18 protein-coding genes, 1 pseudogene and 1 riboswitch are annotated in these 24,145 nt (G+C 34.7%); of the genes and pseudogenes, 5 read left to right on the top strand and 14 right to left on the bottom strand.

Annotation, left to right across the window (positions count from 1 at the left end; genetic code table 11):
- Positions 1-9 precede the first annotated feature (9 nt).
- Positions 10-819 (bottom strand): hydroxyethylthiazole kinase, encoded by an 810-nt coding sequence (gene thiM / locus MHH42_RS02165; protein WP_097854199.1) that lies wholly within the window; start codon positions 817-819, stop codon positions 10-12.
- A 72-nt stretch (positions 820-891) separates the two neighbouring features.
- Positions 892-1,001, bottom strand: a riboswitch (TPP riboswitch).
- Positions 1,002-1,191: 190 nt separating this feature from the next.
- On the opposite strand from thiM, the gene topB reads away from it, so the two are divergent.
- On the top strand, positions 1,192-3,381 hold the full coding sequence (gene topB, locus MHH42_RS02160) for a DNA topoisomerase III (protein WP_000047306.1): 2,190 nt from the start codon (positions 1,192-1,194) through the stop codon (positions 3,379-3,381).
- Between the two features lie 40 nt (positions 3,382-3,421).
- Here topB and MHH42_RS02155 read toward each other — a convergent pair whose 3' ends face one another.
- The 4 genes from MHH42_RS02155 to MHH42_RS02140 form a co-directional block, all read right to left on the bottom strand.
- Complete coding sequence (locus MHH42_RS02155) at positions 3,422-6,337, bottom strand: YhgE/Pip domain-containing protein (RefSeq protein ID WP_340892842.1); 2,916 nt, start codon at positions 6,335-6,337, stop codon at positions 3,422-3,424.
- 305 nt (positions 6,338-6,642) lie between these two features.
- The gene (locus tag MHH42_RS02150; RefSeq protein ID WP_340892840.1) at positions 6,643-7,434 is read right to left on the bottom strand and encodes an endonuclease/exonuclease/phosphatase family protein; all 792 of its coding nucleotides are present in this window, start codon (positions 7,432-7,434) and stop codon (positions 6,643-6,645) included.
- Positions 7,435-7,438: 4 nt separating this feature from the next.
- A complete protein-coding gene (locus tag MHH42_RS02145) occupies positions 7,439-9,076 on the bottom strand; it encodes a PTS transporter subunit IIBC (RefSeq protein WP_000705554.1) in 1,638 nt (545 codons plus the stop codon).
- A 205-nt stretch (positions 9,077-9,281) separates the two neighbouring features.
- Positions 9,282-10,946 (bottom strand): glycoside hydrolase family 13 protein, encoded by a 1,665-nt coding sequence (locus tag MHH42_RS02140; RefSeq protein WP_001044720.1) that lies wholly within the window; start codon positions 10,944-10,946, stop codon positions 9,282-9,284.
- 399 nt (positions 10,947-11,345) lie between these two features.
- On the opposite strand from MHH42_RS02140, the gene MHH42_RS02135 reads away from it, so the two are divergent.
- On the top strand, positions 11,346-12,680 hold the full coding sequence (locus MHH42_RS02135) for an FAD-binding oxidoreductase (protein ID WP_340892836.1): 1,335 nt from the start codon (positions 11,346-11,348) through the stop codon (positions 12,678-12,680).
- Between the two features lie 122 nt (positions 12,681-12,802).
- Here the strand turns inward: MHH42_RS02135 and MHH42_RS02130 are convergent, their stop codons facing one another.
- The 9 genes and pseudogenes from MHH42_RS02130 to MHH42_RS32355 all read right to left on the bottom strand — a co-directional run.
- Complete coding sequence (locus tag MHH42_RS02130; protein WP_070174078.1) at positions 12,803-13,483, bottom strand: ABC transporter permease; 681 nt, start codon at positions 13,481-13,483, stop codon at positions 12,803-12,805.
- A 157-nt stretch (positions 13,484-13,640) separates the two neighbouring features.
- Positions 13,641-14,330 carry a Crp/Fnr family transcriptional regulator gene (locus MHH42_RS02125; RefSeq protein ID WP_340892834.1) on the bottom strand — a complete coding sequence of 230 codons (690 nt, stop codon included), beginning with the start codon at positions 14,328-14,330 and terminating at the stop codon, positions 13,641-13,643.
- A 200-nt stretch (positions 14,331-14,530) separates the two neighbouring features.
- Positions 14,531-15,493, bottom strand: coding sequence for a carbamate kinase (arcC, locus tag MHH42_RS02120; protein WP_340892831.1), 963 nt, complete (start codon positions 15,491-15,493; stop codon positions 14,531-14,533).
- A gap of 37 nt (positions 15,494-15,530) precedes the next feature.
- Positions 15,531-16,946 (bottom strand): arginine-ornithine antiporter, encoded by a 1,416-nt coding sequence (gene arcD / locus MHH42_RS02115; protein ID WP_340892828.1) that lies wholly within the window; start codon positions 16,944-16,946, stop codon positions 15,531-15,533.
- Positions 16,947-17,045: 99 nt separating this feature from the next.
- Complete coding sequence (gene argF / locus MHH42_RS02110; protein ID WP_000930304.1) at positions 17,046-18,044, bottom strand: ornithine carbamoyltransferase; 999 nt, start codon at positions 18,042-18,044, stop codon at positions 17,046-17,048.
- Between the two features lie 30 nt (positions 18,045-18,074).
- Positions 18,075-19,307 carry an arginine deiminase gene (gene arcA, locus MHH42_RS02105; protein ID WP_000682324.1) on the bottom strand — a complete coding sequence of 411 codons (1,233 nt, stop codon included), beginning with the start codon at positions 19,305-19,307 and terminating at the stop codon, positions 18,075-18,077.
- A gap of 269 nt (positions 19,308-19,576) precedes the next feature.
- Complete coding sequence (argR, locus tag MHH42_RS02100) at positions 19,577-20,026, bottom strand: arginine repressor (RefSeq protein ID WP_000711836.1); 450 nt, start codon at positions 20,024-20,026, stop codon at positions 19,577-19,579.
- A gap of 146 nt (positions 20,027-20,172) precedes the next feature.
- A complete protein-coding gene (locus MHH42_RS02095) occupies positions 20,173-21,099 on the bottom strand; it encodes a methyl-accepting chemotaxis protein (RefSeq protein ID WP_445286055.1) in 927 nt (308 codons plus the stop codon).
- A 15-nt stretch (positions 21,100-21,114) separates the two neighbouring features.
- Positions 21,115-21,300: pseudogene (locus MHH42_RS32355) on the bottom strand (HAMP domain-containing protein); the annotation flags it as partial.
- A 375-nt stretch (positions 21,301-21,675) separates the two neighbouring features.
- On the opposite strand from MHH42_RS32355, the gene MHH42_RS02090 reads away from it, so the two are divergent.
- From MHH42_RS02090 to MHH42_RS02080, 3 genes are all read left to right on the top strand, one after another.
- Entirely contained in the window at positions 21,676-22,398 is a 723-nt protein-coding gene (locus MHH42_RS02090) for an amino acid ABC transporter ATP-binding protein (protein ID WP_000616929.1), read from the top strand.
- A 121-nt stretch (positions 22,399-22,519) separates the two neighbouring features.
- A complete protein-coding gene (locus MHH42_RS02085; protein ID WP_000823745.1) occupies positions 22,520-23,314 on the top strand; it encodes an ABC transporter substrate-binding protein in 795 nt (264 codons plus the stop codon).
- A gap of 93 nt (positions 23,315-23,407) precedes the next feature.
- Positions 23,408-24,100 (top strand): amino acid ABC transporter permease, encoded by a 693-nt coding sequence (locus MHH42_RS02080; RefSeq protein ID WP_000461553.1) that lies wholly within the window; start codon positions 23,408-23,410, stop codon positions 24,098-24,100.
- The last annotated feature ends 45 nt before the right edge of the window (positions 24,101-24,145 follow it).

Raw genomic sequence — 24,145 nt, 5'->3', positions numbered from 1 at the left:
TCATCCCCCTTACTCTAACTCCTCAATCTTCCCATACTTCTCAATATCATCTGAAGTTGTATTTGCTAATTGATTTAAAAATTCAATTTGGAAACTACCAGGCCCTTTCTCTACCGTCTTAGCAGCTGCTAGTTCCGCAGCTACACCATAAAATGTTAATGCTGCTACTGCTGCCTTTACATAATCTTTTTCTACCGCAACAAATGCTCCTATTACAGAAGTTAGTAAACAACCCGTTCCAGTAACCTTTGTTAAAATAGAGTGACCGTTTCGAATAAGAATCGTTCGCTCTCCATCTGTAACGACATCTTCTTTTCCAGTAATGACCGCAACTGTATTCAATCCCTCTGCTGCCTGTTTTGCAATATTTACAACATTGCCATTGCCAGTACCAGCGTCTACCCCTTTAATTTCCCATCTCTCATTAATAACGTTAGCTACTTCAGCTGCATTCCCACGAATTATCGCTAGATCTATTTCAGCTGGAATATGTCTCGCAACTTCTGTTCGGTACGATGTTGCTCCTGCACCAACTGGATCAAACAGTACCGGTACATTGTTCACACTTGCTGATTTACCAGCAAGTAACATCGCTTCTACTTCTTCAGAACGAAGTGTACCCATATTTAATACTAACGCTCCCGCAATACTAGCCATTTCTGCTACTTCTTCTTTTGCATACGCCATTACAGGCGATGCCCCTAATGCTAACAAACCGTTCGCCGTAAAATTTGTCACAACAACATTTGTAATATTATGAACGAGGGGATTAGATTCCCTCACTAAATCCACTACTTTACTAATTTCTTTCCTATTCATCCTTTTCATCTCCTAACTATAATGATGGGAGATACACAAAAAGGCACTTTGCGCGTATGCAAAGTGCCTGAACATGTGCTTTTACACTCTCCCTACGCTGGCATTATCCAACAGGTTCAAATGGTCAATGACGGATTAGTCATACTCTCAGTTTGCATCCACAAACTCCCATGTGTTTGTTATTCATCTACTTCAAAGTCTACTCTTATTCTAGTAAAATAACAAGTTCTTTACTTTTCCGTATAAAGTGAAACATTAATCAGTGGGGGTTTTGTTCATTCCACTAAAACAGCTCAAACCTCGAGCGAAACTGAATCTCAAGAAAATGTATGCTATATTTAACTTATGGAAATTTGAAAGGATGTTTTTAATATGTCAAAAAGCGTTGTAATCGCTGAAAAACCTTCCGTTGCGCGAGATATTGCTCGTGTACTGAAGTGTGATAAAAAAGGAAACGGCTATCTTGAAGGTAGTAAATATATTGTAACTTGGGCTTTAGGTCACCTCGTTACATTAGCAGATCCAGAAAGCTATGATGTGAAATATAAAAAGTGGAATTTAGAAGATTTACCGATGCTACCTGAGCGTTTGAAATTAACGGTTATTAAACAAACTGGTAAACAGTTTAATGCTGTGAAAAGCCAGCTACTTAGAAAAGATGTAAATGAAATTATTGTCGCTACAGACGCAGGGCGTGAAGGCGAATTAGTCGCACGCTGGATTATCGATAAAGTTAAGCTAAATAAACCAATTAAACGTTTATGGATTTCATCTGTTACTGATAAAGCAATTAAAGATGGTTTTGCAAATTTAAAACCAGGTAAGGCATATGACAATTTATACGCTTCAGCAGTTGCGCGTTCAGAAGCTGACTGGTATATCGGTCTTAACGCGACTCGTGCTTTAACAACTCGCTTTAATGCTCAACTAAATTGTGGTCGTGTACAAACACCTACTGTCGCTATGATCGCTAGTCGTGAAGATGAAATAAAGAACTTTAAGGCTCAAACTTACTATGGTATCGAAGCTCAAACAACTGATAAGTTAAAACTAACTTGGCAAGATGCAAACGGTAATAGCCGTAGTTTTAATAAAGAAAAAATTGATGGTATTGTAAAAAATCTAGATAAACAAAATGCCACTGTTGTAGAAATTGATAAAAAACAGAAGAAGTCATTCTCTCCTGGCCTTTACGATTTAACTGAATTACAACGTGATGCAAATAAAAAGTTTGGTTACTCTGCTAAAGAAACATTAAACATTATGCAGAAATTATATGAACAACATAAAGTGTTAACGTATCCTCGTACAGATTCACGCTACATTTCATCTGATATCGTTGGAACACTTCCAGAACGTCTAAAAGCGTGCGGTGTCGGGGAATATCGTCCGTTAGCACATAAAGTACTACAAAAGCCAATTAAGCCTAATAAATCATTTGTTGATGATAGTAAAGTAAGCGATCATCACGCAATTATTCCAACAGAAGGATACGTTAACTTCTCATCCTTTACAGATAAAGAGCGTAAAATTTATGATTTAGTTGTGAAACGTTTCTTAGCTGTTTTATTCCCTGCATTCGAATACGAGCAACTAACGTTACGCACAAAAGTTGGTAATGAAACGTTCATTGCACGCGGAAAAACGGTTTTACACGCTGGTTGGAAAGAAGTATACGAAAATCGCTTTGAAGACGATGATGTAACTGATGACGTAAAAGAGCAGCTTCTACCTCACATTGAAAAAGGTGATACATTAGCTGTAAAGTTAATTATGCAAACATCAGGTCAAACAAAGCCTCCTGCACGATTTAATGAAGCGACTTTACTTTCAGCAATGGAGAATCCTACAAAATATATGGATACGCAAAATAAACAACTTGCTGATACGTTAAAATCGACTGGTGGATTAGGCACTGTAGCGACACGTGCAGATATTATCGACAAACTCTTCAATTCATTTTTACTTGAAAAGCGTGGTAAAGATATTCACATTACATCAAAAGGCCGTCAGTTACTTGATTTAGTACCAGAAGAGTTAAAATCTCCTACACTAACTGGTGAATGGGAACAAAAACTTGAGGCTATCGCAAAGGGTAAACTGAAAAAAGAAGTCTTCATTTCTGAAATGAAGAACTATACGAAAGAAATTGTTTCTGAAATTAAATCAAGTGATAAAAAATATAAACATGACAACATTTCAACGAAGTCTTGTCCAGACTGTGGTAAACCAATGCTAGAAGTAAACGGCAAAAAAGGAAAAATGCTCGTTTGCCAAGACCGTGAATGTGGTCATCGTAAAAATGTATCTCGTACAACAAACGCTCGTTGTCCACAATGTAAGAAGAAACTAGAACTACGTGGTGAAGGTGAAGGTCAAATCTTTGCATGTAAATGTGGCTATCGCGAAAAATTATCGACATTCCAGGAGAGACGTAAAAAAGAATCTGGAAACAAAGCTGATAAGCGTGACGTTCAAAAATATTTGAAACAACAGAACAAAGAAGAAGAACCATTAAATAACCCGTTCGCAGAAGCATTAAAAAAATTAAAATTTGATTAAACAAAAAGGTTCCTACCTCTATTGGTAGGAACCTTTTATTTTAGTGAATGATTTTACTTCCTTTTGCATTCTCAACGAATTTTTCACTTGATTTATTAATTGGTGTTTTCAGTAATAATGCAGCAACAATCATAACTACTACGAAAACACTTAGTACAAGTAAATCTCTTGTTACGATATCCCAAAGCATTCCACCCACTGTTTCACGAATTGCACTAATTGCGTATGTGAATGGTAAGAACGGATAAAGTGCTTGGAAGAACGCCGGTGTCATTTGAATTGGGAATGTTCCGCCCGATCCTGCTACTTGCAGTACAAGTAAAATGATCGCCATCGATTTCCCAACGTTTCCGAAAATAGAAACGAGTGAGTATACGATACAAACGAAGACTCCACCAATAAATAAACTAAATAACACAAACCAGAATTTATCGACTACGTACGTACCGAGTAAGAATATATCTCCCATTGATACGATAAACGCTTGTGAAAGACCTATCGTTAAGAATGTTAATAAACGTCCGAAGTAAACTTCATGGCTCTTATAATTTGCGCCCTCTTCATGTACTTCTACTGTTAATAATGAAACCATTAATAATGCGCCTACCCATAATGCAAGCACTGTATAGAATGGTGACATCGCTGAACCGTAGTTCGGCATCGCAAATAATTTATTCTCTTTTAAATTTACTGGATTCGCAAAGTAATCACTTTGCTTTTCAACATCGTTTTTCAATAAGCGTATGATGTCTTTTAAATCTTCTTCAGATTCAAAATCACGAATTTTATCTGCTAATTCTTTAATCTTTTTCTCAGTTTCCGGCATGTCAGCTTTAATGTCTGCTAATTTCTTTCTACCGTCTACTAAGCCTTTTGATGAATCTTCTAGTAATTTTTTAACATCTGGAAGCTTTTTGTCTGCTTCGCTTAAAATTTGAGTTGTGTTTTTAGACATCTCTTTTGTACGAGCAATTGCTGCATTGAAATTCGGAGTAATTTCTGAATCATATTTAGCCAAAATATCGCCTAATTGTGCTGAAACATTTTTAGACACTTCATTAATACTCTCAATAACATCTGCTGCTGGTTTTTGACCTTTATTAATAGCGTCAATTCCTTTATCAGTTAAATCCATTCCTTTTTGCAAACCATCTTTTGCTTTATTTAACTTAGAAATTGTACCATTAAGGTTTTTATCACTATTCACATCCGCTAAAACTTTATTTGTACTTTCCAGAACTGGAATCATGTCATTAGCTAAATTCCAACTTGCTTTAAACTGCCCATTTAATTCATTTAAGGCTACTTTTGTAGAATCTAATCCATTAACACCTTTGTTACTTAAGTCTTCTCTTGCTTTTTCAAGCTCTGTTTTTAATCTGCTGTAATTATTTACAGCCTGATCATAGCCTTCTCTACCATTGTCTAATATCTCGTTAACTTTTTTTATTTCTTGATTTAAATTCTGTTGCGCATTTCCAGCTTTATCTTTTAATTGTTCAGCCGTACTTACCGCTTTTTCAAAATCTGCTACAAACGTTGCATTATAATCTGCCTCCGCTTGGTTTACCAAATTATTTATTGAATCTAACTTCTTATTAGTAGCATCTCTTACATCTTGTTTCACTTCTTGCCCTGTACCAATAATATTAGCGACATCTTTAACGCCGCCGTTTGCATTTTCTATAGCTGATTTAAGATTCGTTAATTTATCTATTCGTTTTTGGAAGAAGTCTTTTCCAGAATCAGTTGGTGCAGATTCTTTAAATTTAGTAAAGACATCAATTAAATATGAAACACTATCCACACGACCTTGAAGATTCTCAGAAACCTTATTAAGATCTTGTTTCGCTTTTTCTGGGTCAAAATTACCATTTTGTAACCCATTTATAACTCCTTGTGCATAAGTTGTTCCAACACGTATTGAGCCGAATACATTATTTACAGTTTGATCAATATTTTTAGCAATATCTTTATACAATTGACCATTCACCTGCGGTAGTTCTGGTATCTGCGGAATAGTTATATTAGGTAACACTGGGAATTTAGATGGATCTGGAAGTGCCAGATTGAAATCCAATGATGGATTCTTTAAGAAATCTGTAATCGCCGCCGCACCATCTAAACCTTTTTGCATTACAATTAAATTATTCTTAATAGTTCCTGGAGCACGTTGTAATGTTTCATCATTTCTCGCAAAGAACTTATCTAAATTCCCTAACGCTTCTTGCCCATCATTAATAACACTTTCTACAACCGGTAACTCTTTTTGTGCTACTTTCACAACATCTTCTGCTCGAGTCGCATCATCTAACGCCTTATCCATAAGTGTATTCATTTCTGGGAACTGCGCTTCTAACTTAAATACAAGATCTTTTACTTTCTCGATGCTTGGTAAGTTTGTTTCTAAATCGATTCCAAGGTCATTGAAAATTTTAAAAATCTCACCGTTTGCTGTTTTAACAAAGTTTTTACTAATTTCTTCTGTAATACCTGATGCACCTTTTGCTGTAATTTTCGGTGCAATCGCATTTACTTTTTCATTCACATAGTAATCCAGTTCTGGTTTCTTTGGATTTTCATCCAGAACAGTTGCAATTTTTTCAGAGAAGTCTTTCGGAATCGTAATGCTCGCATAATAATCCCCACGCTCAACTCCGTAAATTGCTTGTTTTTCATCTACAAATTTCCAGCCAAGATTTTTGTTTTTCTTAAGAGAATCTACAATCTCGTCCCCGATATTGATATCTTTCCCTCTTAAATTAGAGCCTGCATCTTGGTTAGAAACTGCAATGGGAACTTCTTTTGTATTTCCATATGGATCCCAAGAAGCTTTAATGTTAAACCATGCATATAACGATGGTAAAATCATTAACCCTAAAACAATAACAATTGCAGCCCAATGTTTAGCTACATTCCGTAAATCTGTCTTATAAATACGCCAAATTTGTTTCATAGAAGTTATCACCTAATTATATATTTTTCCTTCTTTAGAAAATGATACATACATTTTGCAATTATATCACTTTCTACATCGTGGATTAAACGAAAACACACTATTTTTTCCATTAAATATTTCACTTACTTCATTATATAACGAAGTAAAAAAAGTATGCATACAAAATGACCAAATTAGTTTTACATTCAATAATAACAAATATATAGGAAATGTCATAAAAAATACAAGTATTTTCTCTTGGAAATACTTGTATTCCTAAAAAAAATCCTCACAGCTTTTATTACCTGTGAGGATTTCTTCTATTATATATCTAATTGAACCTCTACACCGAAATGATCTGAAATTACATTTCGGTTTGTACCATTAAAAATAACTTTTGAAGAACGAACTCTTTTACTTTGGTTACACAATATTAAATCGATTCGCAAATTATGTTTATTTTCATCCCAACCAGCAATTTCGCCTTGGACAGTTGTTCCTTCATCCTTCTCAATCGCTAGTTCGTATGTGTCGTACAAACCTTTTTGCATCAAATATTCATAACCCTCCCCTTGCAAACGGGCGTTATTATTAAAATCACCCATTAAGAAGGAAAGTTCATTGCTATCTACACGCTCCATCAAACAATCCACTTGATCTTTAAATGATTCTTCTTCGTCATTCCACCAACCGAGGTGGCAAGAGTAAAACGTGATGTTCTTACCATTATAAGCAATTGTTGCACTTACAATTTTGCGTGTTTTCCAATACGTTGTATCCTTATTTTCTGATACAAAAAACATATCTTCTTTTATAACATTATGTTTCGTTATAATCGCTAATCCTTCTTCATACACATCATAACCAATATGAGAGAAATCCCAAGTAATATTGTAATCTTTTACATGCAACGCTTTTAACTCGTCTAATAGTAAAAGTCCAAAATTATCTTCTTTCTTGTTACCGCATACATTTTCAGCTTGTATAGACTGACTTACTTCTTGCAATGCGATAACATCGTACTCTTCTTCTTGAATGACTTTAGCAAGATATTTTATCTTTTCCATTTGATTCTCTTCTTGCCAAGAGTGACAGTTTAAAGTTAGCAATTTCATATTATTACGCACCTAACATGTCTTGAATGTCTGACTTTAATACGTCAGCTTTCGGACCATATACTGCTTGTACACCTTTATCTTTTACGATCAGTCCTAAAGCACCATTTTGTTTCCACTGCGCTTCTGGTGCAACAACATCTAAATCTTTTACTGTTACACGTAAACGCGTCATACAAGCATCTACGTCAGCAATATTTTCTTTTCCACCTAATAAATCAATAACTTTTGTTGCTAATGAACCATCTTGTACATTTCCTGTTCCTTCTGATGACTCATCTTCATTATCAATATAGTTACCTGCACGTCCTGGTGTTGGTAAATTGAACTTTTTAATTAAGAAATTGAATAATGTAAAGTTAAGACCGAAGAATACTAATGAAACGATAACGAAATTGATTAAATCTCTTGTTAGTCCTGCATTAACCATCATCGGTGTACGAGTAATTAACTCAATAAATCCAAATGCGTGAACACGTAAGTTGATTAAATCTGCTAATGCAAATGCAAGTCCTGTTGTAATAGCATATACAACATATAGTACTGGTGCAATAAACATGAACATGAATTCAATTGGTTCTGTTACACCTGTTAAAAATACTGCTAATGCTGCTGATAAGAACATTGGTTTATATTTTGCACGTTTTTCTTTATCAACATTACGGAACATCGCAAAAGCAATCCCCATTAACGCTGCTGTTGAGCCGATAACTTGTCCAGCTTTGAAACGAGCTGGTACAACGTTATTTAATAAATCGTTATATGCTTTCGTATCTCCACTTGCTAATAAATTATTTAAGTCTGTAATCCATGCAAGCCATAATGGATCTTGTCCTGCTACAATTTGCCCAACTTTTGAGCCAGTTAACATCGTATATGTTCCGCCTAGCTCTGTGTAATTCATCGGAATCGTTAACATATGATGTAATCCGAATGGTAATAATAAACGTTCTAACGTTCCATATACAAATGGCGCAACAACTGGCGCACTATCTTTAGATGCTGCAATCCAGCGACCAAATTCATTTAATCCACTTTGGATAAATGGCCATAAAAGTGATAATACAATCGCAGTGACTGTAGACCAAACAATTACAACGAATGGTACGAATCGTTTTCCATTAAAGAATGCTAATGCCTGTGGCAGTTTATTATAGTTATAGTATTTGTTATATAAAGTAGCTCCTAAGAAACCTGTGATAATCCCTACGAAAACTCCCATGTTTAATGCTGGTGCACCAAGTACAGAAGTAAAGTAATCTTTTACAACTAAATCTCCTGCTAATACTGAAGAAACTGTCGCTTTTGAATCCGCTAACATTTGAGCGTTTACGCCAAATATTGCTCCTGTAATTCGATTTGTTAAGACGAATGCTAATAGTGCTGCAAATGCACCACCTGCGCGATCCTTCGCCCAAGATCCCCCAATTGCTACTGCAAATAAGATGTGTAAATTTGTAATAATTGCCCAACCGATGTCTTCCATTACACGAGCAATAGTATGAACTGCGTTAATATCCCCAGCAGACATTCCAATTAGCTTACCGATGGAAATCATTAAACCAGCTGCTGGCATTACAGCTACAACAACTAATAATGCTTTCCCGAACTTTTGCCAAAAATCAAAAGACGTAATTTTCATCTGTTCTTCCTCCCCTTTATTTATAACAACATAATGATTTAAATTATAATTTCTGTTTCTATTATGAAAACGATTCCTTATGTTACTTTATTTTTATCTTTACGCAACCGTTTTCATAAATCTATTTTAATAAAAGCGTTTTCACATTGCAATAGAAATTTATTTTTTTTCATAAAAAAAGATGCTCAAGGAGCATCCTTTTTTATTATGAAATGCGATAAACCCTTGTTTCATAAGGTTTTAACGTGATTGTAGTTAATTGTTCATGTTCCGCAACTTCATAGTTATTTAAAAGCAAACGTTTGCGTTCTAGTGCAAATAAAGGCTCATTATACACAGCTTCCTCTTTTGAGATATTACTAATTACAATGACTTTTTCATCCTGTAACGTACGTGTATATGCATAAATTTGTGGATCGTCCTCTAAAAGTAAATCGTACGTACCATAATTCAATACATCGTGCTCTTTTTTCAAGGCAATCATTGTCTTATAGAAATTGAAAATAGACTTTTCGTCATTTTTTTGCTTTTCAACATTAATTTCTTTGTAATTTGGATTCATGCCAAACCAAGGTGCACTTGTTGTGAAACCAGCATTCATCTCATCGTTCCACTGCATAGGTGTACGTGAATTATCACGGCAAGAAGCCCATATAATTTCCATCATATCTTGATGTGATACGCCTTCTGCAATTTTCTCTCGATATAAATTTTTAATTGCTACATCATCGTAATCTTCAATATTTGGTAACTGAACATTTGTCATACCAATTTCTTGTCCTTGATAAATAAACGGTGTACCGTGCATAAAGAAATACATCGCTCCTAGAGCTGTTGCACTTTCACGCCAATATTGTTTATCATCTCCCCACGTTGAAACGATACGTGGCTTATCGTGATTCTCGATATATAAAGCATTCCATCCTTTATTCTCTAATCCTTTTTGCCATTTCGTTAATACCTTTTTCAATCCTACAACATCAAGATCTTTCTTCTTTTCTGCATCCCATAAGCTTAAATGTTCAAACTGGAATACCATATTGAATTTACCTTGCTCTTCTCCAACCCAAAGCTCAGCATCTTCAATCTTAACGCCATTCGCTTCACCAACAGTCATAATATCGTACTTAGAAAATGTATTTTCTTTTAACTCTTCTAATAAAGGTTGAATACCATCCACATTCATATGTTTATCAAAAGATGGTACATACTTTAATTCTTTTGGATTTGGCATATCGTTGAAGCCATCTTCTTTTTTAATATGGCTAATTGCATCAACACGGAAACCATCAATTCCCTTATCAAGCCACCAATTAACTGTATTGTATAACACTTCACGAACTTCTTTATTCTCCCAGTTTAAATCTGGTTGTTTACGTGAGAATAAATGTAAATAATATTGTTCTGTTACTTCATCATATTCCCATGCCGAACCATTAAAAATACTTTCCCAGTTGTTTGGTTCCGCACCATCTTTACCATCATGCCAAATGTACCAATCACGCTTCGGATTGTCTTTAGATGAACGAGATTCAATAAACCATGGATGTTCATCACTCGTATGATTAATAACTAAATCAATAATAAGCTTCATGTCACGCTTATGAACTTCATCTAATAAAGCATCAAAATCCGCCATTGTACCAAACTCATCCATAATATCTTGATAATCACTAATATCATAACCATTATCATCATTGGGAGACTTATACATTGGACAAATCCAAATTACATCTATACCTAAATCTTTTAAATAATCCAGCTTTGCAATAATACCTTGTAAATCTCCAATACCATCACCATTTGAATCCATAAAGCTTCGTGGATAAATTTGATAAGCAACTGCTTCTTTCCACCATGTCTTATTCATAGTCATTCTCTCCTTTTGCATCCCATCGGAAATTTTATGCAAACGTTTTCGTAACACTATCATAACAAAATATGAATAGTTTGCAACTGTTTTCATTGAACTCTATGTAGATTCCTTATTCTTATGCTTTATCCCGCTATTGGCCAGGCAGTAAGAACCCCACCTCAAAATTTAGCGAAAGCAAAGAAGTTCGATGGGGATCGGGCTGCCCGTTAAATTCCGATTGGTGAAGGCTAATAATCAGTGGGGGAGGAACAAAATCCCCACTGATTAAAGTTTCACTTTATTTATTTCTCACAAAGGTAAATCTCATTCCTTACCTGCTCTTGTCCACGCACGTTACATACGCTTTTCATATATTAATAAAAAGCACTGCTTATTTTAGAAAGGAGTGATAAATTGAAACAAACAAAATTAACAGGTCGTATCGTTGTTCCCTCAGATCCTGACTATGACGTAGCCCGAATGAATTTAAATTTAAGTATTCCAAAACTCCCTTGTATTATTGTTTTTTGCCAAAATAAAAATGATGTGTGTAATGCCTTAAAATGGGCACGTGAACGTCATATACCATTTCGCTTAAGAAGCGGACGTCATAGCTATGAAAATTTTTCTCTTTTAAATAGAGGACTTATTATTGATGTGAGTGAAATGCATCGCATTACTGTTAATACAAATAAATTAACAGCAACAATTGAAGCTGGTGCAAATCTTGGCACGGTTTATAAAGAGCTTTGGGATTATGGTGTTACAATACCGGCTGGTACAAGTGCAAGTGTTGGAATTGTTGGATTAACACTTGGTGGTGGTATCGGTATGCTTTCACGCTTATTTGGATTAACATGTGATCAATTAGTAGAAGTTGAAATGGTACAAGCATGCGGTAAATTGGGCGCAAAAATCATTCGTGCAAACAAACAAGAAAACTCTAACTTGTTTTGGGCGTGCCGCGGCGGTGGTGGTGGAAACTTTGGAATTGTGACTTCTTTAACTTTTCGAGTACATCCTATAAAAAATGTATCAATCTTCTCAATTACATGGGGATGGGAAGATTTTATCGCTGCATTTCAAGCTTGGCAAAACTGGGCGCCTTATATAGACGAACGTCTCACTTCATCAATTGAATTATTCGCAAAGCAACAAAATAAAATTGAGGCACAAGGTGAGTTTGTCGGCTCTCCCTCTGAACTCCATTCCTTATTATCACCGCTTCTTGAAACTGGTACCCCCTCTCTCTTTATAGATGAAGTTCCTTATATAAAGGCTGTTGAATTTTTTAACAGTGGCAACATCCCTGAAAACTTCAAGCGGTCCGGTTCCTACGTATATAAACCTATCCCTCTTAAAGGCATTCAGATTATGCAATATTTTCTTTCTCATGCACCAAATAAAGATGCGAGTATTTGGCACCAATCGCTCGTAGGTGCTGTGGAAAATATTTCGCCTACTGAAACAGCTTATTTCCATCGCAAAGCAATTATTGCGCAAGAATACATTACTTCTTGGAAATGCGATGATGAAGAAAATCGAAATATACGCTGGGTTAAAGATTTAAGAGAAAACTTAGATCCTTATACGCTAGGTGATTATGTCAATTGGCCCGATATCGACATTAAAAATTGGCAAACTAGTTATTATGGCTCTAACTTTCAAAGATTACGTAAAGTGAAAACCATATATGATCCTTGCAATGTTTTTCATTTTCAACAAAGTATCCCACCCTTTCATACGTAAAAAAGGGGATAAAATAAAAAATCATCCAATATGCCGTTACCTCGCAGCATGTTGGATGATTCAAGTTGATTTTCTATATCGTTTCAAATTATTGCTCCTACTCATAACCTTTCAATTACGGATTAATTGTATTTCTCATCATTTTTATGCAATGAATGTAATTTTATATTTGGTACTTTATCTTTCTCAATACCGCTATTATAAGCAACAGGAATTTGAAATTCGAATTGCTTTGTCTCATGTTTTTGTAAATAGACTGGTTTCGGTACTGGATAACTTTTGGAAGTCTCTGTTGCATTATCATATAAAACAATTTTTAATGCTTGTGAATGATTACGATAATTTTTTAAAGTAACAATGCACTTTTGTTCAATATCCCCCCCATTTTTCTCCATTCTACATTGACTATCTTCTTTTTTATATTCTATCGCCTCTACCCCTGTTTTTCCTGCGTAGTACCATGTTTTATTCAATGTCTGGAGGATGTTATTTAGCATAAACGGCATCATTAAAATCAAAATACTAATGCCTACTACTTTTATCTTATTCATTGGTCTAAATGTACTTTTCTTTTTTACTAACCATTTTACAAATAATATAAATGCGATTACATGTAGTATGAAAGAAACGATTACTATATTTGAGACTTTATAATCCATATAAATATATGTATATGCCGGAACATTATAGAAATTGAATAGTTTTTCCCCAATTAATTCATTATCGTTTGGAATTTTTAATAGTAACAAAACCCCTATACTGTAACAAATAGCTACTAATCGATCATACTCAATTCGGACCATTCTTTCTCTCCTTCCCCTTACTTTTTTATTATCGATTTTAGCTATTATTACCATGCTATACAATCTTTTTATAGAGGATAACGTAAAAAAGCTCCTTATAAATATATAAAGAACTTTATTAATATACAGTATGAATTAGAAAATCCATATGCAATTTTCACATAGAGACTTCCTCAAAATATGTTGGATTATGTATTGTAATTTTCTTATCCAGAATCGTAACAATACTATCGTTTTTTAATTGTTTTAATACGCCGCTAACCGTCTCTCGAGACGTACCAGATATTTTCGATATTTCAATTGTTGTAAGTGGGCATGAAATTACAATCGTTTCGCCACTCTGTTCTCCTAAATCTTGCATTAAATAATTTAATGTTTGAATGACTCGATCTTGTGCATTAGGAATTGTAATGTTTTGCACTCGATTTTCGTTTAGTTTTAATATTGATGATAATTGCTGAACAACGTACATTAATTGCGTCCTACTAGATTTCACCATATCTTCAAAAATTACTGTCGGAATATAATATACCTCTACATCTGTCATCGCTTCTGCCGTATAGTTATATCCTTTGTCTGTAAACATACCACCATAAGGAAAAATAGAATACCGCTTTACATAGTCATCATATAATAAATTTCCACTTTGATTTACCCGCTCTAACTTTACAAAACCATCTAACATGAAGTAAATTCTTTCTCTTGAATCCCCTTCTAAAAATAAAAATTGACCCTTTTTATAAGTTCGCCAATAGACAAACTCCGTCAAACCTTTCAATTTCTTTTCTGTTAAATGAGCAAATAATTCAAATTGCTTTAAATCTTTAACTACGTTCCGTCTATTCATAAAATTCCCTCTCTCTTGCTGTATGTTGGAGCGAAAAATCAAGAAAGCGTATTCAAATTAAATTTTATCATAACTAACTTGTATATTCAGATTTCATCATGAAAACTTTATGAACAATGATTACAAAAAATATTAATACATAAAAAGAATGAAGTTACTAACTCCATTCTTTTTTACTAATAAATAGCGTACATAATTATTTAAACATACATGCATACATTCTGTTTAGAAATAATAGTACCAGCTTTTTCTTCTAGTGCTTCATATACTTTTTCTAAAGACGTAATAATTGTTTTTCTTTTTGGATTTGTATTAACAAAATTAATAGCAGCTTCAATTTTTGGAAGCATACTTCCCGCAGCAAATTGTTGTTCTTCCATGTATTCTTCTAATTGATTCACTGTGACATGCTCTAATTTCTTTTGATTCAGTTGATTATAATTTACATACACATGATCAACTGCAGTTAAAATTACGAGCGTATCGGCATCTACTAATTCAGCTAATTTCTGCGCAGCGAAATCTTTATCGATAACCGCTTCAGTTCCTTTTAACCCTTCTTCAGAATCAATTACTGGAATTCCACCACCACCAACAGCTATCACTATATTTCCATCCTCAACTAAAGAATTAATTACTTTATGTTCATGAATACTTACAGGCTTCGGTGATGGAACAACACGTCTCCACCCTCTGCCAGCATCTTCTTTAAACACTGCTTTTGTTTCTTCCATTAATCTTCTGGCCTCTTCTTCTGTATAAAAAGGACCAATTGGTTTAGTTGGATTTTTAAATGCCTCATCTTTTTCATCCACGACAACGCGTGTTATAACCGTTGCTACATCTTTTTTTATATTCCTTTTTTTCAATGCCTTTTCAATCGCATTTTCCATCCAATATCCAATCATCCCTTGGCTCATTGCACCACAAGTATCTAATGGCATTGCAGGTGTCTTTTCCGTTTCTGCAGCTTTTTGCTGTAATAAAATATTTCCCACTTGTGGACCATTTCCATGCGCAATTACTATATCTACATCATTTTCCATTATTTTCACAAGTCGTTCCGCTGTTTTTTCTAACGCTTCTTGCTGTGCTCCCGCAGTAGCTTTTCCAGACTGTATCGCATTTCCCCCTAATGCAACTACAATTTTTCTTCGTGCCATATTTCAGCCCTCCAGTTGATTTCGATTTCACAACGCTTTATAAAGTAATACTGCCTGTAATTAATCCATAAATCGCAAAGAATGCTAAAGCACCAATTGCTACCGATGATGCTAATTCCACTCGAGTAAATATTTGCTTCGAACTCTTTTGCCTTTGAACATTGTAAAAAATAAAAATACCTGGCGCATATAAAGTCATTGTTAATAATAAATACTCTAAACCAGCTGCATAAACTAACCACACACCGTACATACTTGCTATCAAACCAATTATTATATTTTTATTTCGATCCGCTTCTTCAGACTTTAAGCTATGCTTCAGTTGATAAAATGCTGAAAAAGCATATGGGATTAAAATAGCTGAAGATGCTAATGAGAATGCAAAGTTATACGCCTGATCGGAAACGACGAATGTTAATAAGAACATTTGAATTAAGCCATTTGTTATCCATAATGAATTTATTGGAGCTTTATTTTTATTTTCTTTTGCAAACCATTTTGGAAATACTCCATCTTTAGCCGCCAAATACGGAATTTCAGATGCGAGTAAAGTCCAACCTAACCAAGCACCTAATACAGAGATAACTAAACCTAAATTAATAAAGATAGCACCCCATTTTCCAACAACACTTTCAAATAAATAAGCCATAGACGGATTTTTTAAATTAGCAATATCTGCTTGCTGCATAAGTCCAAGAGACAGTAATGTAATTAAAATGTAAATGATGAGTGTACCAATTAAGCCAATAACCGTTGCTTTCCCTACATCACTTCTATTTTTTGCTCGACTTGATAAAACAACAGCCCCTTCTACCCCAATGAACACCCATAAAGTTACAAGCATTGTACTTTTAACTTGGCTGCCAACTGCTCCCCATGAAAAAGAACCAGTTTGTCCCCAAAATCCATCTAGGAACGTATCAATATGAAACGCGAAGATTCCTATAACAATAAATACAAATACAGGTACTAATTTTGCGATTGTAGTTACTAAATTCACAAGTGCTGCTGATTGAACTCCACGTAAAATTAACATGTGAACACACCATAATAATACGCTTGCACCAATAATGGATGCTACATTTTGACCGCCCTCAAAGATTGGGAAGAAATACCCTAATGAAGAAAACAATAATGTGCCGTAAGCTACATTACCAAGCCAGGCAGATAGCCAATATCCCCACGCACTATTAAATCCCATAAAATTCCCAAATCCTGCTTTTGCATAACTAAAAATACCACCATCTAAATCTGGCCGTTTTACAGTTAGATTTTGAAAAGATAATCCAAGCGCAATCATCCCAATTCCTGTTATAACCCAACCAATAATAATGGCTCCAGCACCAGCACCTTTTGCCATATCACTTGCTAAATTAAATGCTCCACCGCCAATCATAGACCCCACTACAAGCGCCGTTAATGTAAACAACCCTAATTTCTTATCTTCATCCATTCCACTCACCTCTCTTTAATTGCAATAACAATACGAAAGCAATAGTGAATGATAGTGTCTAAAGGAGGAGAAAGAAGAAAGGAAGACTCCCTTTCTTCTTTACTCCATGTTTCCTAAAGTAGCTGCCATAACCGCTTTAATTGTATGCATTCTATTTTCAGCCTGATCAAATACTTTTGAATGTTTACTGCGGAATACTTCGTCAGTTACCTCCATTTCTCTCAGCCCATATTTCTCATAAACTTCCTCACCATACATCGTTTCAACATCATGGAATGCGGGTAAACAATGTAAGAAAATCACGTTTTCATTCCCTGTTTCTTTAATCATTTTCATATTTACTTGATAAGGTTTCAATAACTCGACACGTTCAGCAAATTTTTCTTCTTCTCCCATAGACACCCATACATCTGTATAAATTACATCTGCATTTGCAACAGCTTCTTCCACATTACTTGTTATCATTACCTGTTCATTATATTTTTTTGCTAAATCAATTACTTCTTGCTCTGGCCATAAAGATTCCGGTGTACAAATACGTACATCCATTCCAACAATCGCTCCACCAACTAGTAAACTATTAGCAACATTATTTCGTCCATCTCCAACGTAAACAAGCTTCACATTTTTTAATTTCCCTACATGTTCTCTAATTGTTAATAAATCTGCAAGTGTTTGTGTTGGATGCCACATATCTGTTAATCCATTCCAAACCGGTACACCAGAATTTTGTGCTAAAGATTCTACAGTTTCATGATTAAATCCACGAAACTCAATTCCGTCAAACATACGTCCTAACACTTTTGCTGTATCCTCAACGGATTCTTTTTTTCCAAGCTGAATATCACCTTTCCCTAAATATTCAGGGTTCGCACCTAAATCTGTACATGCTACTGTAAATGCACATCGCGTACGAGTAGAGGTTTTTTCAAATAATAGCGCTACATTTTTACCTTCTAAATAATGATGTGGGACACCGTTTTTCTTTTTCTCTTTTAATTCTGCTGCTAAATCTAGAAAATATAGCAATTCTTCTTGTGTAAAATCTTTTTCAGCTAGAAAACTTCTTCCTTTTAAATTTGGTCTAGTCATTAACATACTTCATCCCTACTTTCTCCGTTATTTATACTAAATATCTTTACGAACAATTGGCATACTCATGCAACGTGGACCCCCACGCCCACGAGATAATTCCGAACTTAGCACCTCAATGACTTCTATACCATGTTCCCGCAATAACGTATTGGATACATAGTTGCGATCATATGTAACAACTACACCTGGCGCAATTGCTAATGTATTAGAACCATCATTCCATTGTTCACGAGCGGAAGCAATTGCATCTCCTCCTCCACAAGGAATAAGAACTAATTCACTTAAACCTAATACCTCTTTTAATGCTTCCATTAAAGAAGTGCGATGTGTAATTTTAAGAGTTTCCACATCTGGACCTTTTTCTAAAATATAAATATTCATATTTCCTTTTGGCCCTTGAATGGCTGGGTGAATTGTAAACTTGTCATAATCAACCATTGTAAACACTGTATCTAAATGCATAAATGCTCGGCATTTTGGAATTTCTATTGCTAACACTTTCTTAATTTTATTTTGTCGACTAAAAAGATTTTTAGCTAAACGTTCAATTGCTTTAGCTGACGTACGGGCAGATACTCCAATTGCAATTGTTTCTTCATTTAAAATTAGCTCATCGCCACCTTCAATTGGAAACTTATAATCACGATCTAGCCAAATTGGTACATTGTGATTTGCAAATCTTGGATGATATTTAATGATGTACTCCATGAATAATGATTCACGTCTACGCGCCGGTTCTCTCATCTTATTTATCGTTAAGCCATCGCCCACGCTAGCTGCTGGATCACGAGTAAAATATAAATTAGGCATTGGGTCTAAGTAAAACGGATAATGATCTTCCATTAATTCATATAAATGTGTCTTCTTACTTGTTTCAATCTCGTTTTTCCGTACACCACCCATAATTTTTTGAATTAATTCTTCATTTGAAAAGGAAAGTAAATATTCTTTTAAAGTTTGATGTGCAACATTTACGTCAGCCTGTCCTTCTTCTAAAATACGATCAACAAATTCTTCTCGAAGTTTTTTATCTACTAATGCCTCAGCAGCTAGTTTTTCTAAATAAAGAACTTCAACACCCCGATTGCGTAATGTTTGTGCAAAATAATCATGCTCTTTTTGAATAATTGGTAAGTATGGAATATCGTCAAATAATAATTGTTGCAAATAATCTGGCGTTAAGTTTTCCACTTCTTTACCAGGTCGTTTTAATAAAACTGTTTGTAATTCCCCAATCTCTGAAGTAACATGTATCGGATGCTTCATTTGTTGTACCTCCTTTTAAATATGTTTGATGTCTTACAAGTACATAATAAATGCTACGCGCCTTCATCTTTGTGAAAGCATCCACATTATCATTGTGAAATATTAAACAAGTTATTTTTTTAAAATCATATGAATTTGTATTTTTATAACACTTCATCCCGATTTTTCAATAAAAAAACACATATATTACGCATATATGTTGAATATTTAACTTCCGTATTTAAACAAAAATCCTGTTTTTAATTTTTATTAAAAACAGGATTTTGCATCTAAATAATTAAATTTAACCTTTCTTCTAAAATCTCCCTATCTGATTTTGACTGAGAAATGATAAGGCATGTATCATTTCCACATACACATCCTATTTTTTCTTTCCAATCTAGCTCATCAAACAAAACACCAATAACATGTGCATTACCGGGTAATGTTTTAATAACCATTAATTGATCTACACAATCAATTTTTACAACAACCTCTCGTAATTTTTTCTTTAACTTTATATCAGTTTGTAAATGCTCTTCTGAGAAAAATTTATATATCATTAATCCTTCTTGAGAAGGTACCTTCGTTAAATTTAACTCACGAATATCTCGAGAAACTGTAGCTTGTGTTACTAATACATCTTTTTTTGCTAACAATTCTACTAATCTTTCTTGCTTCTCTATTTCATACTCCTTTACAAATTGTTTAATTAATCGTTGTCTTTTTTCTTTTTTCATAAAAGACACCCCTTTTAATATTATAGCTCGCTATAATTTTCATCCGAAAGGGACAGAAAAGAATGTTGCGGAAACGTTCATAGTTTAACTGTAAATATTAAATCAAACTAAATAAAAAAGAGAAGAACAGCATTCTGTTCTTCCTTTTACATTGAAAACCGTTCAATTGTTTGTTTTAAATCCGCTGATTGCTTCTCTAAGTCTTTTAATAATTGATCGATTGCTACCATATTTTTAGACTGCTGCAACGTCACACGTGCCACTTCTTGTGAACCAGCTGACGTTTCTTCCGCAATTGCTGCTACAGCCTTTGTTTGTGCTCCTGTTTGATGAATGTGATTCACTTGTTCATTCATATAACTACTAATTTGCTTAGTTGCATCGGCTACTTCCATAACACTTGATGACATTTCTTTTAAAATTAATTCTGTAGCTTCTCCGCGTTTTGCCTCTTCTTTAGCTGTCTTCACCTGCTCTGTCATTTTCAATGCGACTTGCTGTACTTCATCTTGCATATTCCGTAATAACTGCGATATGTTTCTTGCGGAATGATCACTTTCATCAGCAAGTTTACGTACTTCTTCTGCTACAACCGCAAAGCCCCTTCCATGCTCCCCTGCACGAGCTGCCTCAATAGAAGCGTTGAGTGCTAATAAATTTGTTTGGCTAGCAATCTCACTCACAACAGAAACAATGTGTTCAACTTGTTTCATTCGCTCTTCTAATTTCTGTACATTTTCCATCGAATCTTCATTTTCTCTCGCCAATGTTTGAATACCTTGAATTAAAGAAGTAAAGACACGTGTACTTTGTCCTAAAGCTTGAACCATTTCTGAAGACAACTCGTCAGACTGTTTTGCTTTTCCTTCTACTTCATTTGCAATAGAAGTCGTTGTATCAACAGTAGAAACGATCGCTTGAATCGATGCTGCTGATTGCTCGGCACCGGAAGAAATCTCCGCAAGGGTTTCAGACACACCTTGTGCTTGCTTTGTCGCTTCACCTGTTTGTTTTCTAATTTGCTGAACTTGATTATTTGTATACGAAAATGTAGTATCGATATTTTTTACCATGCCCCTTAAGTTCCCTAGCATCATATTAAATGCAACACTTAAAGATTTTATCTCATCATCGGTCTTTGGCAATGGGACATCTTCACGAATATCACCTTCAGCCGCTTTCCTTGCTGCTTCTTCCAACTTTCGAAGTGGTTTAATTAAAAATATTGCTGCCCCATACGCTAAAATTCCAGACCATACTACACCTAATAACATAACGATAATATTATAAACAGTTTGACTTACATAACTTTGAAAATAATCATATATAACGTAAATGAAAATTAAACTTGTTGAATATGTAATGAAAGCTAGAATTGTAGTAAATAACATAAGCTGTATACGCAAGCCAAAGGAAAATGTTTTTCTTTCTTTTCCCATCTCTTCTTTCCCCCTTCTTATAAGCAATATAAGTACTACCTATATATTATTATCCATATTTTCGTTATAGAAAGATATAGTGATTTTAAAAATCATTATTTCTTTGAATATTAAATCCCCTGAAAAAAATAAAGGATTCTGACAATTTATGACTAATAACAGAAATAAGGGGCAACATTTGTAAAATATATTTTTGACTGGGGGTTTTGTATGATTCAAGTTCGAAATCTAGTAAAATCATTTGGCTCACTTGATGTTTTAAAAGGAATTGATTTAGAAGTAAAAGAAAAAGAAGTTGTTGTTTTAATCGGTGCCAGTGGTTCCGGCAAAAGTACATTACTTCGTTGTCTTAACTTTTTAGAAATGTACGATGAAGGTGAAATTCACTTACAAGGTGAACGAATTGATCCAAAGCATTCAAATTTAAACAAAGTCCGTGAAAATGTCGGTATGGTTTTTCAACACTTTAACCTCTTTCCTCATATGACCTCACTAGAAAACATCATAGAAGCACCTATTCACGTAAAAAAATTGGAAACAGCAGACGCGAAGGACGTTGGGAATCAACTCCTACAAAAAGTCGGCCTACAAGATAAGGCGGATGTAACTCCTCACCTACTTTCAGGTGGTCAAAAACAACGCGTTGCGATTGCACGAGCTCTTGCTATGAATCCTAAAATTATGCTATTTGATGAACCTACCTCAGCCTTAGACCCTGAACTCGTTGGAGAAGTATTGCAAGTTATGAAAGAACTTGCTGAAGAAGGAATGACAATGGTGATTGTTACTCATGAAATGAATTTCGCAAGAGATGTAGCTGATCGCGTCATCTTTATGGATGACGGAAAAATTGTAGAGGATGCTCCGCCAGCGCAATTCTTTTCAGCTCCATCACATGAACGAGCAAAACAGTTTTTACGTAACGTTTTATAATGTAACTTCTATTTCAAACGTAAAGAAATACATTCATACGGTGCACAACTAATTGTCCAAATAAAATATCTCGATAACATACTTAAAACCATCCGTATGATCAATATATAGGAGGGGTCTTATGAAAAGAAAACTATTAACCATTGTTGCGAGCATTACACTATGTACATCATTCATACTGGGAGCCTGTAGTAAGGAAAGCTCGACTACTTCATCAAATGGTGAAAAGGAATTTCGTTATGCGATGAGTGGATTATACAAACCTTTTAACTATAAAGAAAATGACGGAAAACTTGCCGGATTTGATGTAGAAATAGGTGAGGCGCTCGCGAAAAAGATGGGAATGAAACCCGCTCCTATTACAAATCCGTGGGAAACGCTAATTCAAGGTCTACAATCAAAAAAATATGATGCGATATTAGGAAGTATGGCCATTACAGAAGAACGATTAAAAGCTGTTAGTTTCTCAAACCCATATTATCGCTCTGGTGCCCAGATTTTCGTAGCTAAAAAGAATACGTCTATCTCTTCTCCAGAAGATTTGAAAGGAAAGAAAATTGGTGTTGTAAAAGCTAGTACCTTTAAAACTCTTGTTTCAAAACATACAGATCAAATTACAGAATACGATAGTGATATTACCGCTCTTATGGACTTAGAGCCTGGGCGTGTGGACGCAGTAATCACTGATCAAATGGTTGGTCTTCGAATGATTAAAGAAGGTAAATCAAATATAAAAGAAGCTGGAAAACCATTAAATCTTGATGAAATGGGAATTGCTATTCGCAAAGATGATAAAGAAATGGTTAAAAAAGTAAATAAAGCTTTAGATGAAATCATTAAAGATGGTACGTACGAAAAGATTAGTAAAAAATGGTTTGGTCGTAATATTCTTGGAGAAGAGGCAAAAACGAAGTAAGTTAACTATTCAAAGATTCCATAAATCATGCCCCACTTTTTATGTGGGGTATTTCATTCCCTACTAAAATCTATACACTATGAGGTGAAACGCATGTTTGAAATTTTTATCTCTACCTACCCCACACTCTTAAAAGCTACTATTGTCACATTACAATTAACATTAACTTCCCTAGTACTCGGCTCATTAATTGGATTACTATTCGCTTTCTTTCGAATCTCTAACAATAAAGTTCTAAATAGTATCGCTCATGTCTACATCGCCATTATTCGTGGTACACCTTTAATTGTTCAAATCGCAATTCTCTATTTTGGTATTACATCTGTTGTTGTGTTCACCCCTTTTTGGGCAGGAGCAATTGCTTTAGCAATTCATAACGGTGCATATATTACCGAAATTTTCCGTGGATCCATTCAATCCGTTGACCGTGGACAATTAGAAGCTGCTCGCTCTTTAGGCATGCCTTACCCTTTGGCGATGCGCCGAATTATATTACCACAAGCATTTCGTCTATCTCTTCCTCCTCTAGGTAATCAATTTATTATTGGATTGAAAGATTCCTCACTTGTTGCTTACGTAGGACTGTCCGAATTATGGGGATCGGGTTTATCAATTGCCGCAAGTAACTTCCAACAATTAGATACATATGTAATCGTTGGTTTATATTATCTCGTACTCGTTCTCCTATTTACTTATTTTGTTAACCTTTTAGAAAAACGATTACAGCGCAAAGAGACAAACTCTATCCAAGTCCATACAAAGAATAAAAAAGAAGTTTCTTTATAAAAAAAAGCAAGCCTGAGATGGCTTGCTTTTTCACTGCAAAATATA

It is taken from the genome of Bacillus sp. FSL L8-0099, assembly GCF_038006385.1.
Classification (GTDB): Bacteria; Bacillota; Bacilli; order Bacillales; family Bacillaceae_G; genus Bacillus_A; species Bacillus_A toyonensis.
The sequence above is the reverse complement of the archived record's forward strand: the minus strand, read 5'-3'. Positions and strand labels throughout refer to the sequence as shown.

Coding starts and splice junctions, on each gene's coding strand:
- thiM (WP_097854199.1), bottom strand. CDS start 819: ATGAATAGGAAAGAAATTAGTAAAGTAGTGGATTTAGTGAGGGAATCT.
- topB (WP_000047306.1), top strand. CDS start 1,192: ATGTCAAAAAGCGTTGTAATCGCTGAAAAACCTTCCGTTGCGCGAGAT.
- MHH42_RS02155 (WP_340892842.1), bottom strand. CDS start 6,337: ATGAAACAAATTTGGCGTATTTATAAGACAGATTTACGGAATGTAGCT.
- MHH42_RS02150 (WP_340892840.1), bottom strand. CDS start 7,434: ATGAAATTGCTAACTTTAAACTGTCACTCTTGGCAAGAAGAGAATCAA.
- MHH42_RS02145 (WP_000705554.1), bottom strand. CDS start 9,076: ATGAAAATTACGTCTTTTGATTTTTGGCAAAAGTTCGGGAAAGCATTA.
- MHH42_RS02140 (WP_001044720.1), bottom strand. CDS start 10,946: ATGAATAAGACATGGTGGAAAGAAGCAGTTGCTTATCAAATTTATCCA.
- MHH42_RS02130 (WP_070174078.1), bottom strand. CDS start 13,483: ATGGTCCGAATTGAGTATGATCGATTAGTAGCTATTTGTTACAGTATA.
- MHH42_RS02125 (WP_340892834.1), bottom strand. CDS start 14,330: ATGAATAGACGGAACGTAGTTAAAGATTTAAAGCAATTTGAATTATTT.
- arcC (WP_340892831.1), bottom strand. CDS start 15,493: ATGGCACGAAGAAAAATTGTAGTTGCATTAGGGGGAAATGCGATACAG.
- arcD (WP_340892828.1), bottom strand. CDS start 16,946: ATGGATGAAGATAAGAAATTAGGGTTGTTTACATTAACGGCGCTTGTA.
- argF (WP_000930304.1), bottom strand. CDS start 18,044: ATGTTAATGACTAGACCAAATTTAAAAGGAAGAAGTTTTCTAGCTGAA.
- arcA (WP_000682324.1), bottom strand. CDS start 19,307: ATGAAGCATCCGATACATGTTACTTCAGAGATTGGGGAATTACAAACA.
- argR (WP_000711836.1), bottom strand. CDS start 20,026: ATGAAAAAAGAAAAAAGACAACGATTAATTAAACAATTTGTAAAGGAG.
- MHH42_RS02095 (WP_445286055.1), bottom strand. CDS start 21,099: ATGGTAAAAAATATCGATACTACATTTTCGTATACAAATAATCAAGTT.
- MHH42_RS02090 (WP_000616929.1), top strand. CDS start 21,676: ATGATTCAAGTTCGAAATCTAGTAAAATCATTTGGCTCACTTGATGTT.
- MHH42_RS02085 (WP_000823745.1), top strand. CDS start 22,520: ATGAAAAGAAAACTATTAACCATTGTTGCGAGCATTACACTATGTACA.
- MHH42_RS02080 (WP_000461553.1), top strand. CDS start 23,408: ATGTTTGAAATTTTTATCTCTACCTACCCCACACTCTTAAAAGCTACT.